The following is a 14031-nucleotide window of genomic DNA, read 5'->3' as shown; positions in this document are numbered from 1 at the left end:
AGCAGCTGACCTAACTGAACAATTGCCACTTTCGTTCATTAAGGAATATTTAATGAATATACCTTTGTAGGATTTCAGCCTCATTCTTTATCCTTGAAATTAAATCGTCTTCATTCAACACAAAAGATTGATCATCATAATTAAGCCTATCAATCATTTCACTAATTTCAAACCAAGCAAACAAGTCATCTGCATTATCTAATTCCGTAGCAGCAATTTGAAAAATCATATCAGCTAAATCGAATATTACTGTATGCTCATAAGCTTTTTTAATTTTATTTGCTAAAAAGCCTATATATGCCCTTGCACATATATCAAAGGTTGGTTCGTTTATTGCCAACTCATCTATTGCTCTTTTAAAATACATTTCCACTTCAAATAGATTATCATCGAACGAAAATGAAGAGAGAATATTTAAGGATGGTGATGATACATATTTCTCTAATTGACTATAAGACCAATTTACATAATCTTCAGTTGTAATTGTTCCCTTTTGAATTTTATAAAATAAAACATTTGTTTCCACTTTATCCCCCCCATAAAAAGGTATTTTCGTTGAACCTTATAAATAATCCTTCTTACACAAACCTGCCTATTACTAATTAAATACCAAGAAAAATGGACTGCTCAAAAACAGTCCAGGTTGTTGCGTTTTCGCGCCCTTCCATGGAATAACCATAGTTTTTAAAATATTATTTCACAACTATGAAAAAATGGTGAATTAACTTAACTTACTTGGGTTTCTCCATAAATTCTGCATAACCTTAGATTACAATTAAAATATAATTTATAGGAGGTGCGATAATGATAGGTCAAGCTTTAGCTCAATGTATTACTATGTGTGGTATGCATGGACAAGAATTAGCAAATTGTATTTTAATGATGTTAGGTATAAACTAAAACTCTTTAAAATTTTCATACATAAAGACTTGTGGTGGTACTTATCACGAGTCTTTTTATAATGTTTCGACTAAACTGAACCGTTCGTTTAATTAAATATCCTCACAATCTCTTCTTTCCATAACGATTTTCTATGAACTCATTATTCCAGAAAATGGCCCGATTGCTGAAGATCACGGAATAATCAGTGTCATCTTCATTGTTATTACGGGACAATCACATGATATAGCGTTTTCTTTTAGCTTTAGGTCATGTTTTTTATGATTGTAGTTAAATTGCGAGAATAATAATGAACCGTTCCTAAAAATATAGACATTTATATACAAATATGTCCATATGTTCTATAAAGAATTAATTCTTTACTAGCACGCAAAACGAACAGAGCTTTTTGCGAATTGCGTTTGGGAATCACGCCCTAATTCCAGAATGGAAACATCTGTACAAATCGAGTTTTCCAACCAAAATTGACTTAATCGTCTCCATCGCAGTTCAGTGAATTTGTTCCTTCTAACTCCTTCACGACATAGGATATCTCTTGACACTCTGGATCGGCTGTTAGCCGCACTGGTTATGAAGTACATGGAATCAAATTGGAGTACGTGGTCCTTTTCTTCCTTGCAGGTAAAAAGGAAGCGTTGCTCCAATTTTATAGTTGAAGCTATTTATCGATCAGCTTTTAATAGTTCAATTTTATCTTGGAATGCATACTCTTTTTTGTAATAGTTTGTAAGAGTTCGCCACTTACTGAAATTTGATTGTTTCCTATCAAGTCCTTTGGGGAAAGTGAGAACGGTATCATATTTTATTTTTTCTGGTTTAAAAAAATACCCTCTTCTGGCAATCACACATGCTGCTGCTTCGTGAGAACTTAATCCATAACGTGCCATAAATTTCATATGTCCAATTTGGCTTGTGTAAGCGGGATTGATTCTCCTTATCTTCACCCCTGCCTTTTTCGCTTTTGCTTCGATTAATGCTTGAAAGGATGAATAGGCAAAACCCGAAAGCATGCGGGCATAGCTAGCACCCATCTCCTTTAATTGTGTTTTCTTTCTGGTAAAATTCAACTTCTCAATCACGATATCTTTTTGAACCAGAACCGCATCGTTCAATACTTCTTTTATTGCATCACTTAAAGAGGCTTTGACCTGTTCTTTCCTTCTGCCGTACATCGGAACTTTGATCGTGTATCGATGAATTGGATTTCCATAACGGTCCACCTCACAGACCGCCAAGAATCCTGCATTGAGGTCCATTCCGATTAATCCATTTCGATTGGAAGTCCCGATTGGGGAAGTTTCTCTTTCGACTGTTGCGTATACATACCAGCCTTTTTCCTTCTTGATAAAACGGTAAGTGATGGAAGTAAAATATTTTTGTGGTTTCCCATTGCGAGTAAAACCCATATAGGGAATTTTCGCCTTATCCAACCATTCTTGTCCGTAAGGGAACATGACGGATGGAAACTCGATGTACTTCCCGTATTTCCCAATGAAGCAATCGGCAACTCGTAACCTGAGCGTATTCTCTACATTATACGTGGCAGACTGGTTTCCGAAGGTTTCATCTTTAGAACCGATCACAAGAAATTGGGAGCTTCTTGCCTCGACCCAATCGTTCTTCCACTGTTGATGATCTTTGTATTCATTTTCAATTAAATGGAATTGCTTATGAAAGAGTTTCTTTGAACCAAAGCAGATACGGATTCTCTTTGTGTCACGGTCGACCTTTAGCTTTTCAAGCTTTTGTTGCAGGTTTCTCAATCTTCGTTTCTTTTGGTGAAGTTTTGCTGTTTGATTTGTTTTCTGATGAATGATTTTTTGCAGGTGAACGGTTTTAGCTTCTAAATCTTGAAGATCCAAATCCCTTTTTTCCAAAAAAGAAGAGACCTTTCCATCCAACTGCATTCGTATGGAGTTAAACTGACGAGACGTAATGCCATACTGCTTTAGAAAGGTCTTTTTAAGATTGGAAGGGGGAATTCCCTTGATATGAGATTGAACAAATAGTTTGCGTTCTAGTTTTCCAAAAAACTTTCCATACTCTATGAGGTACTGATCAGATGTAGATCCACGATTCAGTTGGATGTTGCAGAGTTTCGTTTGGTACGTTTGAAACATCTTTTATCACACCCCAATCAAATTTGTTTTTGGTTTTAAACTATATTTTAAATAGGTGTAGGTGTAAGTATAAAAAGGTATTTTCAAAATAGTATTTAATAATTCCGATTCTAAAATAAGAATGTATGTTCTACGCTATGATAATTATAGAATAAAAATACATATTTGTCTATTATTTACTATATTTTTAGAAACTGCTAATAACCCCTACGAATTGGCAACGTAGGGGCTTTTACTATATAACAATGACTCCAGTGGATCCGTAACAACTATAACAGCTATAGCAACTATAACAGCCGCCACAACCGCCGCATCTGTATCCTCCGCAGCGATGAAATCCACCACAGTGGAATCCTCCACAGTGATGACCGCCGCAGTGAAAGCCACCACCACAACCTCCACACCGCCGAGGATCTACTAGAAATTGTTGACTAAGAGGATCGGTTGGAATTGCTTTGCCAACTTGGTAGTGATCCATGCCCAACATCTGTAAATCATTTTGAAAGTTTTGCATACTTACCTCACCTTTATAATATTTTAGCTAAATAACCCCATCAGCCAATGTGAGAGTAGAACGAAGTAATTATCAGTTTTGTGTAACGGAACAACAGATTCATCATATACTCTCTTCAACAAATTATGATTCATATTAGGTGGCTGACACTGATTGATGTGCCTATTTTGGATTCCTAAGGCAATGCAAAAAAGCTGTGCTAATCGTCCTAACAGCATTTACTGAAAAACAAAAGTCATGGAAACGAAAAAAAAGCAACCAAATTGGCTGCGCATTTATTTGAATAGTGTGTTAACTATAATTTCATGAGCTACCCATGAAAATAAATTTGAAGATCCGTGAGATATCCAAGCTGCAAGGAATCCAAGTCTTAAGAACATTATTGAAAAAACAATCCCAGGAACAAAGTACAGTGGAAAGCTTAGTAAATTAGGGCCATGCGCCATTGCAAAGCCTATATTGGTAAGTATTATCCATGACCATATATATATTTGATTTTTATTTATAAACAACTCATTGTAAATCTTTTTTATCAACTTATTCTCTTTTGCCAATTTAACAATGGCTAAAGATAGTCCCCCATATAGTAAATAACGAAAAACAAATTCCTCACTAAAGGGACTTATTACTGAAACTGAGAATATTAATCCTATTTCAGTAAAATCCTTTATAGTTGTTACTTGATTTATTCCCGGCTTAATAACATCATAACCAAGCAAAAATGGAATAAATTGTACTAAATTTAATACAAACTCCATCACTATTGCCACTAAAATAGGAATACAAATTGCTAAATGAATATTCTTTTTACTTAAAAGAAACCGTTTAAGAAAATCCTTCCTTAATGCGGTATGTACAATAACCCATGACCAGCACAAACTAAAAGGAACTATAAAAATGTTTATGCCCTCTTCACTCGAAAGACCAAGTTTCAAAATGTTATCAATGACCATTAGCGATATAGAAATAAAAAGGAAAAACACCATAAACAAAGATGGTCGTATTAAAGAACGAATAAAAGACAAGATGACACCCCCTTTTTTGTGAATTTATTCTGATCAATTAATTTTCATGACAGAATCCTTTCACCCTACCAGGGGAGGTTTTGATTGAGAAACATCAGAAACATCGGGACGGGGTTCTGATGTTTCAATAATAAAACAAGAGAACCGTCCGTCCCTATGTTTCTATGTTTCGAGACAGAAAAAAAGGAGCCAACAGGCCCCTTGAAATATTAATGCATCGAATCGGCATTCGGATGGTTGACGATAACACGGCGGATAAAGAACGCCATAACCAGACCGATTAACGTCACTGTGAGCGCAAACAGAAACACGTTCTGCGAGCCCAACGTCATTGCGTTAGCCAACTCGCTAGGTTTAGTCGGCATGGAGGAATTGTGTAAATACTTCTCCATCCCGCTTGAAAGGATAATAATTGCAACTGCTGTGCCAATCGCACCTGCAACCTGCTGGAGAGTGTTCATCACTGCCGTACCATGTGGGTATAGCTCCGGTGGCAGTTGGTTCAGGCCGTTCGTCTGCGCTGGCATCCAGACCATTGAAATGCCGATCATTAATCCAATATGCAAGGTGACGATAAAGGCGACTGAAGACGCAACCGATATGCTGGAGAGAAACCATACCGTAATCGCCACGACAATGAGGCCGGGAATTACTAGCCACTTCGGCCCATACTTGTCAAACAAACGCCCCATTCGCGGCGACAGGATGCCGTTTAGCGCACTGCCCGGCAATAACATAAGTCCTGCTGTGAACGCAGATAGTCTCATACCGTTCTGAAGATACATTGGGAGAATAATCATCGTAGACAAGATAATCATCATACATGTCAATACCAATAGAAGCCCCACGTTGTACATCGGATACTTGAAGACGCGAAGATCCATCATTGGTTCGCGCATAACCTTCTGCCGCAACGTGAACAGCACGAGCGCTACTAGCCCGATGATGATTGAAATAACCACAACCGGGTTGGTCCATCCTACCGTACCCTCACCTGCCTTGCTGAAACCGAAGACTATTCCTCCGAAGCCGAGCGTAGATAATACCCCTGAAAATAGATCGATACGGGGTTTCGTGACTTCTGTGACGTTTTCCAAATACTTCAACCCTACTAACAACCCAATGATCAAAAACGGCAGTGATAGCCAAAATATATAATGCCATGTTAAATATTGGATTAAGAGACCAGCTACAGTCGGTCCGATCGCTGGAGCAAACATAATCACAAGCCCGACGAAGCCCATCGCAGCCCCGCGCTTCTCTGGTGGATAAACAACGAGAATCGTATTGAACATGAGCGGGATCAACAATCCCATACCAACCGCCTGCAGAATACGAGCAGCAATAAGAATTTCAAACTTGAATGCGAGTGCTGCAATCAATGTACCAACAATCGAGCTTGTAAGAGAAATGGTAAACAATTGCCTTGTTGAAAACCATTGCAGCAAGAGTCCTGTCATTGGCATCAAAATGCCGAGCGTTAGCAGAAAACTCGTCGTCAGCCACTGTGCTGTGGCTGCTGATATTTGGAATACATCCATTAAATTACTAATCGCAATATTAAGAGCTGTCTCACTGAACATACCAACGAAGCCGCAGATAAGTAATGAAGCCATAATAGCACGTGTATTGTATTGTTTCATTTTATTTCTTTCCCCACTTCCTTCTATAATATATATATCTTTTGCTCCCACAATCTCATTTTTGAAAAAAGTGGTTTGTTCAAATCACATTATTCTTCCACTCAGGACAAGATCGGTATTGCCGTGATTATCTTTAAACCTCCCAGTTTCTTTATTGCAATATCATCAATATTTAAATACACATTCAAACATTGATGATTTAGCAAACATATTTTTTAATTATAAGTATAAACAAGTTGTATATGCAATTAGAAAATAACATGATTTATTCATCAGTAAACAATTTTAGGAAAAAAATCATTTAATCGGGACAAAATTATTGCCATTGACCACTATAAAATAAAAAGCACGCCATCCTTTGATGACATGCCAAGAATATATCTCTATGTAATTTATTGGATTATTATACCTTATTCTCATACAAGTGCTTCCGACAAATCGGCTGGCACATATTGATTTTCATCGCATTTATTGAAAAACGCTACTGTATTTTCATCGGGAATGAAACGAAAATCCTGGTGGAATTCTTTTAAGGCTCTAATCATTTTTTTACCGATACCATTACCGCGATGGGAAGGACTTACTGAAATATGTTTTATCTGGATTAGGTGCTGGTCTACAAATAAAACACCAATTAGTCCAATGATTCCTTCCTCCTCTTTCCACAAATAGAGTTGGTGTTCTTGATCTGTTTTATACTGATTCATAGTCATCTGAAGATTTTTCAGGTCTTTTTGGTTCGGCATAAAAGACAACAAGCCCATAGCTATTTTATCAAACAACTTTTTGTATCGAGTCAACATATTAGTACCTCATTCATTAGTAATAAACTGATGTATATAACTGATTTGCATTAGCTACTGTCATTATAGACAAGCCGTTTTTAAAAAGTTGTCGATTTATAAAGAAATTACTATAATTAAAAAAATTGTTAAATTTCCTTAACATTTTGAAAGAAGTGTAATTTTTAAATAAAGTTAACGAAATTTAAAAAGTTAGATAAGCCATTGACCAAACTGATCCATTAATGGCTTATTTTATTGTTTTCAAAATTCCTATATTACTAAGGAATTATACCCTATTTCGAAGAAGTCTATATTAGCCCGTCTTTTTGCCTTTCTAACCTCTCTTTGTTTCCAAACTATCTTTTTTTATATACTTAAATTCATTTTCAAGTTCACTCAAAGTCAATTCGTAAAGATGTGTATCATTCTTTTTATAAATTCCTGATTGTATTAGCCTATTTATTAAATTTTGCTTTTGTATTTGAATTGCCTGTCGAAGTAAACTTTTCATTTTCAAACACCTCTCTATCTCATGGTTACCAGTAAGTAAGGACGGCAATCATTAGCTTGTTCACAAGACCGCGGATTCCAAAATACTTTGTAAATTTATTTTTCAAATAATTCTCTAAAAAATTACGTTTCATTTTTTGTTTTCTGCGGGAACTCTTCATGGAAATTCACCTTCCCTTCCTTAAAGTGGGTATAATCTTTTTATTAGAAACCCAGATTTGTTTTAGTTACTTAGCTAGCATTGTACTGTATTATTGATTAGTTGAACCTTTAGGAGGAACTTGTGTATTAGAAAATTGATCTGAGTTTACATCCTTTTCTGTAGATTCATCGACTGAATTTACTTTCCCATCGATTGTCGTACTAGCAGGTTCTTCAGTTCGAGTTTTAACTGGCATTTTTTCTTTAATGTCTTTCATATAGCCACAAGCCGAAATAAGCATTAAACAAAGTAAAAGAAGTGATAATTTTAATAGTGTTTTAAATACCATTTGTCATCCTCCTTCATTTTTTTATCTAGCTGTATTTCCATTAGTAGTTGTCATTATAGACAAGCCATTTTTAAAAGGTTGTCGATTCATTTGGAATTTTTAACTCTTAACTAAATTGTTAAAATTCTATAACAAAAGAAAAATTTGTAATTATTCTTTTATTGCAAAAAGGACCAGTACCACCTTGAAGTTAATCCAAACTGGTACTGGCCTATCATTAATCATGCTATTATTGAAACATTATTCTTCTAAGTTACTTTAGTCGCTCAATAAACCTATCCAATAGTTTTTTCGTTAAGTTATTAATAGGCTTTTGTGTGAAAGGTCACTGAAATATTTCGAATTAAGTGATAATTTAGTATATGTAATATGTCAATAGGGGTGGGGATTCTATGTCAAGCTTAAAAGAAGTTTTACGAACAAAAGTTGAAGAACATCGTCCAAGAATGACAAATCTGTTAAAGAACTACGGGGATCGAAAAATTGGGGAAGTAACTGTATCTCAGGCAATCGGGGGTATGCGTGGGGTAAAAGGATTAGTTACAGATATTTCCTATTTGGATCCTTATGAAGGAATTAGATTTAGAGGCTATACCATTAATGAAGTAATGGAAAAGCTTCCAAAGCCTGATGGTAAGGGCTATCCATTTGTTGAAGGCTTCATGTATTTATTATTAACTGGTGAAATCCCAACGAAAGAACAAGCTTTAGAAGTCGTAGAAGAATTTAAGAAACGTTCGTATGTTCCAAGTTATGTATTTGATTTATTAAATACAATGCCAAAAGAAACACATCCGATGACAATGTTCTCAACTGCGATTCTTGCTATGCAAAATGAAAGCGTTTTCGCAAACGCTTATAAAATGGGATTAATCAATAAGTTTAATTCTTGGGAGTATATGTATGAAGATGTATTAAACTTAATCTCTAGACTTCCAGAAGTAGCCGCTTATATTTATCGACTGAAATATAAAAATGGCGATATTATTAAACCTGATAAAAATCTGGATTTTGGCGGAAACTTTGCACACATGATGGGAATTGGTGACCCCTATGACGAAGTAGCCAGAATGTATTTTATCCTGCATTCAGACCATGAAAGCGGGAATGTCTCAGCACACACAACACACTTAGTTGCTTCAGCACTTTCTGATGCCTATTTATCCTTGTCTGCTGGAATTAATGGATTAGCCGGTCCCTTGCATGGATTAGCAAACCAAGAAGTATTAGGCTGGATTCAGAATTTCATGAAACAGCTTGGAGGGAAAGTTCCTACAGAGGAAAAATTAAAAGATGCCGTTTGGGATACGTTAAATTCGGGTCAGGTTATTCCTGGATATGGGCATGCGGTGCTTCGTAAAACCGACCCAAGATATACTGCCCAAAGGGAATATTGCTTAAAATATTTACCTAATGATGAACTATTTCAGTTGGTAAGTAAACTTTACGCTGTAGTACCAGATATATTAAGAGAAGCAGGAAAGGCGAAAAATCCTTTTCCAAATGTAGACGCTCAGAGTGGAGTTATTCAGTGGTATTATGGGCTAAAAGAATATGATTTTTATACTGTATTATTTGGAATTGGTAGATCTTTAGGGGTACTTGCCAACATTACCTGGGATCGTGCACTTGGTTATCCAATTGAACGGCCAAAATCGGTTACAACTGGAATGCTTGAAGAGATGGTTAGCCAAAGCTTTGGAACCACCACTTTAGTATCCGTTTGACCGAGCCAAACCTATTACTGCCGATAACTGAGCAGATGGTCAGTTTTAAAAAAAGAGCTTCGGCTCTTTTTTTTAAAAGATTTTTTTACATTATATTACTATCATGCTATAATCTTTTTTTATGTATAAGTCCAGATCATGCTCCAACTAGTATTGAGACTAAATGAATAGAAATATAGAGGAGAAATAATTGCATGAAACGAAGACAAAATCACAGCAACAGCACGATAAGTGGTGTTACTGCTGAATACATCTATATTTTGATCGGCTCAGCCATTATCGGATTTGCGTTTAATGTTTTTTTACTTCCAAACCAAATTGCTTCGGGCGGGGTAAGCGGTATTAGTACAATCTTACATAGTGTAGCAGGATGGGAGCCCGCCTATGTTCAGTGGGCCTTCAATATCCCCTTATTTATCGCAGGAGTTATTTTCTTAGGAAAACAATTTGGAGTTAAGACATTGGTCGGGACAATCTTTTTGCCGTTTATCGTCATTTTAACAAAGAATATTGACCCGTGGACCCATAACCCCTTACTTGGTGCCCTATTTGGCGGGGCTGGTGTCGGGCTTGGACTTGGGATTGTTTTTCGCGGAAAGGCATCAACGGGTGGAACAGACCTTGCTGCACAAATCATCCATAAATATACAGGCCTGACACTTGGAACTTGTGTTGTCTTGATTGACGGAATGATTGTGGTCACAGCAGCATTTGTTTTTGATATTGAAAAAGCACTCTACGCCCTAATTAGTTTATATGTAACAAGTAAAACAATCGACCTTGTCCAGGTTGGTTTTGGGCGTTCAAAAACGGCCATGATTATCAGCAGCAAACCAGATGAAGTTCGTGAAGGGATTTTTAATCAAATTGACCGTGGAGTAACAAAACTATCAGCATATGGTGGATTTACAGACCATGAACGCCCTGTCCTCATGTGTGTCGTTGATCAAACGGAGTTCACGAAATTAAAACAACTAGTAAAGAATATCGATCCATCCGCATTTGTCGTTGTCATGGATGCTGCAGAGGTGCTCGGAGAAGGTTTCAAAAAGGAATAAAAGGAACAGGCTATAGTTCTATTTTATATCAGGGGAGTCCAAAAAAGCCTTGCTTAAACAAGGCTTTTTCCATTATTGATAAATTTTCATCTAACCGTTCTGTTGTTTATTTAGCTCATTCAGCCTTGCAGTTAATCTGCCAAATAATTCTGAATCCATCTGATCCAGTGCATCATCAATCTGTTTTTTTATCATTTCTATCTCTTTTTCAAGCATAATTTTTTCAATTAAAACATCTGCTTCTTTTTCATACTTCTGGAATCGTTCATACTGTTTAATATTTTCAAATACTGGGTTTTCTACAAGGCTTAAGTACCGATGATTGAGCATTTTCCCGCTAAAATGAAACACGATATATACATTTTCATAGGGATTCATCATGAGGTCCCCAAGTGCCTTTGATACTTCTTCCGTTTTTTGTTGGTTAACGTAAAACAAAAATCCAGGTTCATCCGAATTCATGCTAGAGATCACAATGGTTCTTCCTTTTAAAATGATCTTCTCAGTAAAAGAAACTTTTTCAAGGATATGAAAATTACTCAATATGTATTCAATTACCTTACGTGCTTCTAAACGTTTCAGCTGTTGGTGCTGGATAAACCATTTAAGAAAATTGCGTTTTTCAATTGGTGACACCCATTTACTCATAGAACCACCTACTATTTACTGTTTCTACTATTTTATCATGTTATGGGTAATATAGGTATTGATGTATGAAAGATCGAACGAAAACCGTCCATAAAAAATAGACTGAATCCAGTCGGATTCAGCCTTAGTATGATTAATCTTCCTTAAAAACCTAAGTATTCTAGATGTCTGCCAATATGGTGTACCAGCGCATTACGGTAGTCATTTTCATGTTCAACAAGAGCAGCAAAGAATTCATCCTTAAATAGGTAATTCTCGTTGTCATCTTTTGCAGATAATAGAATACCGTAGGTAACATGGAATACTTGTCTTGCATGAATATCATCCATATAGCCAGATAATTGTTCATCCGAAACACTATCAAGCTCCTTGATATTTGTTAAATCTGGAGTAACATGATAATACTTTAGTGCCTCTTCAAAATGTTCAAATGCATATCGATGCATTTTTCGATATAACTCTGGCTTCATTTCCGCAATTACTCTTACAGCCTCAAGCCAGTTTGTTCCAGCTGTTTTTAAATGGAAGATTCCATCCGTATGCTTTCCAATAAGAGGAAATACGCTAAATTTATCACTGCCTGAATGAATGCTTAATTTATACCCAAAGTGCTTGGCAATAACAATATGTTCTTTCAGATCATGTTCAAATTGCTCGAGATCTCCAATGTAATCAATTCCTTTTTGAAATTCCCCGCAGAATCTAGGTGCAAGGCTTGCTACTCTGACACCGGCAAGCGCCAATTCGTTAGCAACAAAGAAATGCGTAAGCGGCGTTGTTGTTGTTGTCGTTTCATCAATCGATACCTCAAAATCAACTTTATGACCCGCTTTTTTTATATAATTGTGATAAACATGAATCATATAAGAAACGGCTTCATGGTACAGCATTACATTTTTCATTAGAGAACCTTTATCGAAAGTGAGTGAAAACCCATTTAATTCAAAGGTTTTATTTAAATAATGCTGTTTGTAATAATCTTGGGTTTTCTCGGGTAATTGATTATACTCAGTTTCAATTTTTTCTAATGAAGCGCCTTCAATTTCTAGATGAATCTGGTCTGTACAATCTAATGTTAACATGGTCATTCCGTGTTCCAATGCACTTTGTATATCCGATTCTTTCTTTAAATGGTCACCATCGGCACCAAATCCACCTTTATACCCTTCTTGAAAAACAGCAAAACTTGCTGCATCAATTACATCATCCATCGTTCTTCCTGTGAGCGTCAATTCGCGAATGCTTTGTTGAGCAAGAATTGGTTTAATCGGCTTATTACGAATAGCCTCGATGTGCCCAGGTGAAGCTAAACCTAAACGATCACCTAAACCCATTGTCGCAACGTTCGTCCCGAATGCTTGTGGAACTGTGTAATCAAAGTAACGGTTTAGCACTAAACGATTTTTGTGGGATAAAGGACAAACTTTTTTACCTTCTTGAATGAGGGTCCCTTCTAACTCATCCATTATTTTGCCGTGCCCCAAAGCAAGCAGCCATTGTGATGATTGGTCTCTCACCATGACAAGTGAAGCGGTTTCAAATTTTGTAAATGACCGTTTATATACCTTTATATTAGAAAGTTCTGTTTCAAATTTACCTTGTTCTAATAGTTCAAATGCTGGTAATAAATGTTCCATATGATAGCCCCCTATTTTTTAAACTTCAGTACTTAATGATCATTAAATTAATTTTTTTACTGCTCGAAACGTTTGATAATCATTCTCATTAAAAGTTGTTTTTCAAGTACAAATTAAGAATACTGCGGTAAGGGATCCCCAACCTTGATTATGGTCAATTTTTTTTAACTGTCTCTAAAATCAGTGAGTTATAGAAAAAAAACGTACAGGTACTAATAGCCTGCACGGTTTTTCAGAGTGCCGAGAAACTTATTTTTAAGAAAAGCTGCTCTGACTTCGGACACCGCTGCTGTAATTTTGGGGTTCTTTGTCCGAAGATGACCTAACTTCGGACAACACAAGGCGAATTTCGGGACCCTTTGTCCAAAGAAGCCTTTACTTCGGACACCGCTAACGCAAATTTGCCTTCCACTGTCCAAAGATGCTCCATTTCTCAACAGCATGAAAAACCGTACAGGTACTAATTGCCTGCACGGGCTTTTCATATATCCACATTATTGAACATTTTTCTTTGCCTTTTTTGTTAGGATATATTGAATCATGTAATAGGTCACCATTTTAGATGCTGTATCTTCAAACCCAATATTTATTTTCTCACTATCATATGATCCTAAGTAATTTTCCAGATGTTCAAATCCTTTAAGTAATGTTTCAATGGCAAGAAGTTTGTCTTCGTTTCCATCAATGAATGGGTCAACCTTCGCTTTAATTTCTTCATCAAAAAGAATGGTTTCGGCTGTTAATCCTTTCTCTTTCATCATTGGCACAAGATCTTTTGCAAAATGGATGTATGTTTTATCTTCCAAAAGCTCGAATACCTTTCGATAGGATTCATCAAGACTGCTGATAAATTCTTCTAAGCTGATTTCTTCCATTGATGACCCGCCCCATTTCTTTTTCACATTATTTTATCCTTTATTAACATATTTACAAGATTTTTTTTATTTGTAAAATAGCTCCTAGCCATTAAAAG

The 14031-nt window shown here is 36.2% G+C and carries 14 protein-coding genes; 2 read left to right on the top strand and 12 right to left on the bottom strand.

All coding sequences use genetic code 11. The annotated features are described in order from the left end of the window. Nucleotides 1–49: 49 nt before the first annotated feature. The 9 genes from RCG17_RS22315 to RCG17_RS22275 form a co-directional block, all read right to left on the bottom strand. The gene (locus tag RCG17_RS22315; RefSeq protein WP_308172246.1) at nucleotides 50–526 is read right to left on the bottom strand and encodes a hypothetical protein; all 477 of its coding nucleotides are present in this window, start codon (nucleotides 524–526) and stop codon (nucleotides 50–52) included. A 1036-nt stretch (nucleotides 527–1562) separates the two neighbouring features. Beyond that, complete coding sequence (locus RCG17_RS22310) at nucleotides 1563–3020, bottom strand: IS200/IS605 family accessory protein TnpB-related protein (RefSeq protein WP_308172245.1); 1458 nt, start codon at nucleotides 3018–3020, stop codon at nucleotides 1563–1565. Nucleotides 3021–3255: 235 nt separating this feature from the next. Continuing rightward, nucleotides 3256–3498: a hypothetical protein gene (locus RCG17_RS22305; RefSeq protein WP_308172244.1), complete on the bottom strand. Its 243-nt coding sequence runs from the start codon at nucleotides 3496–3498 to the stop codon at nucleotides 3256–3258. Between the two features lie 311 nt (nucleotides 3499–3809). Further along, the gene (locus RCG17_RS22300; protein ID WP_308172243.1) at nucleotides 3810–4559 is read right to left on the bottom strand and encodes a CPBP family glutamic-type intramembrane protease; all 750 of its coding nucleotides are present in this window, start codon (nucleotides 4557–4559) and stop codon (nucleotides 3810–3812) included. Between the two features lie 209 nt (nucleotides 4560–4768). Then, nucleotides 4769–6202 carry an MDR family MFS transporter gene (locus RCG17_RS22295; RefSeq protein ID WP_308172242.1) on the bottom strand — a complete coding sequence of 478 codons (1434 nt, stop codon included), beginning with the start codon at nucleotides 6200–6202 and terminating at the stop codon, nucleotides 4769–4771. Between the two features lie 416 nt (nucleotides 6203–6618). Continuing rightward, the gene (locus RCG17_RS22290; protein WP_308172241.1) at nucleotides 6619–7005 is read right to left on the bottom strand and encodes a GNAT family N-acetyltransferase; all 387 of its coding nucleotides are present in this window, start codon (nucleotides 7003–7005) and stop codon (nucleotides 6619–6621) included. 316 nt (nucleotides 7006–7321) lie between these two features. Beyond that, on the bottom strand, nucleotides 7322–7498 hold the full coding sequence (locus RCG17_RS22285) for a Fur-regulated basic protein FbpA (RefSeq protein ID WP_308172240.1): 177 nt from the start codon (nucleotides 7496–7498) through the stop codon (nucleotides 7322–7324). A gap of 25 nt (nucleotides 7499–7523) precedes the next feature. Beyond that, nucleotides 7524–7658, bottom strand: coding sequence for a hypothetical protein (locus tag RCG17_RS22280; protein ID WP_308172239.1), 135 nt, complete (start codon nucleotides 7656–7658; stop codon nucleotides 7524–7526). A 90-nt stretch (nucleotides 7659–7748) separates the two neighbouring features. Beyond that, nucleotides 7749–7988: a hypothetical protein gene (locus RCG17_RS22275; protein ID WP_308172238.1), complete on the bottom strand. Its 240-nt coding sequence runs from the start codon at nucleotides 7986–7988 to the stop codon at nucleotides 7749–7751. A 392-nt stretch (nucleotides 7989–8380) separates the two neighbouring features. Here RCG17_RS22275 and RCG17_RS22270 point away from each other — a divergent pair, with 392 nt between their 5' ends. Together RCG17_RS22270 and RCG17_RS22265 are read left to right on the top strand one after the other, a co-directional pair. After that, entirely contained in the window at nucleotides 8381–9715 is a 1335-nt protein-coding gene (locus tag RCG17_RS22270) for a citrate (Si)-synthase (RefSeq protein WP_308172237.1), read from the top strand. 194 nt (nucleotides 9716–9909) lie between these two features. Next, on the top strand, nucleotides 9910–10773 hold the full coding sequence (locus RCG17_RS22265; RefSeq protein ID WP_308172236.1) for a YitT family protein: 864 nt from the start codon (nucleotides 9910–9912) through the stop codon (nucleotides 10771–10773). A 90-nt stretch (nucleotides 10774–10863) separates the two neighbouring features. On the opposite strand, the gene RCG17_RS22260 is transcribed toward RCG17_RS22265, so the two are convergent. The 3 genes from RCG17_RS22260 to RCG17_RS22250 form a co-directional block, all read right to left on the bottom strand. Beyond that, the gene (locus RCG17_RS22260) at nucleotides 10864–11421 is read right to left on the bottom strand and encodes a YpiB family protein (protein ID WP_308172235.1); all 558 of its coding nucleotides are present in this window, start codon (nucleotides 11419–11421) and stop codon (nucleotides 10864–10866) included. Nucleotides 11422–11564: 143 nt separating this feature from the next. Next, on the bottom strand, nucleotides 11565–13058 hold the full coding sequence (locus RCG17_RS22255; protein ID WP_308172234.1) for a tagaturonate epimerase family protein: 1494 nt from the start codon (nucleotides 13056–13058) through the stop codon (nucleotides 11565–11567). Nucleotides 13059–13552: 494 nt separating this feature from the next. After that, entirely contained in the window at nucleotides 13553–13960 is a 408-nt protein-coding gene (locus RCG17_RS22250) for a hypothetical protein (RefSeq protein ID WP_308172233.1), read from the bottom strand. Between the last annotated feature and the right edge of the window lie 71 nt (nucleotides 13961–14031).

It is taken from the genome of Neobacillus sp. PS3-12 (assembly GCF_030915385.1).
Taxonomy (GTDB): domain Bacteria; phylum Bacillota; class Bacilli; order Bacillales; family Cytobacillaceae; genus JAEVLT01.
The sequence above is the reverse complement of the archived record's forward strand: the minus strand, read 5'-3'. Positions and strand labels throughout refer to the sequence as shown.

Coding starts and splice junctions, on each gene's coding strand:
- RCG17_RS22285 (WP_308172240.1), bottom strand. CDS start 7,498: ATGAAAAGTTTACTTCGACAGGCAATTCAAATACAAAAGCAAAATTTA.
- RCG17_RS22295 (WP_308172242.1), bottom strand. CDS start 6,202: ATGAAACAATACAATACACGTGCTATTATGGCTTCATTACTTATCTGC.
- RCG17_RS22305 (WP_308172244.1), bottom strand. CDS start 3,498: ATGGATCACTACCAAGTTGGCAAAGCAATTCCAACCGATCCTCTTAGT.
- RCG17_RS22255 (WP_308172234.1), bottom strand. CDS start 13,058: ATGGAACATTTATTACCAGCATTTGAACTATTAGAACAAGGTAAATTT.
- RCG17_RS22260 (WP_308172235.1), bottom strand. CDS start 11,421: ATGAGTAAATGGGTGTCACCAATTGAAAAACGCAATTTTCTTAAATGG.
- RCG17_RS22270 (WP_308172237.1), top strand. CDS start 8,381: ATGTCAAGCTTAAAAGAAGTTTTACGAACAAAAGTTGAAGAACATCGT.
- RCG17_RS22290 (WP_308172241.1), bottom strand. CDS start 7,005: ATGTTGACTCGATACAAAAAGTTGTTTGATAAAATAGCTATGGGCTTG.
- RCG17_RS22310 (WP_308172245.1), bottom strand. CDS start 3,020: ATGTTTCAAACGTACCAAACGAAACTCTGCAACATCCAACTGAATCGT.
- RCG17_RS22280 (WP_308172239.1), bottom strand. CDS start 7,658: ATGAAGAGTTCCCGCAGAAAACAAAAAATGAAACGTAATTTTTTAGAG.
- RCG17_RS22275 (WP_308172238.1), bottom strand. CDS start 7,988: ATGGTATTTAAAACACTATTAAAATTATCACTTCTTTTACTTTGTTTA.
- RCG17_RS22265 (WP_308172236.1), top strand. CDS start 9,910: ATGAAACGAAGACAAAATCACAGCAACAGCACGATAAGTGGTGTTACT.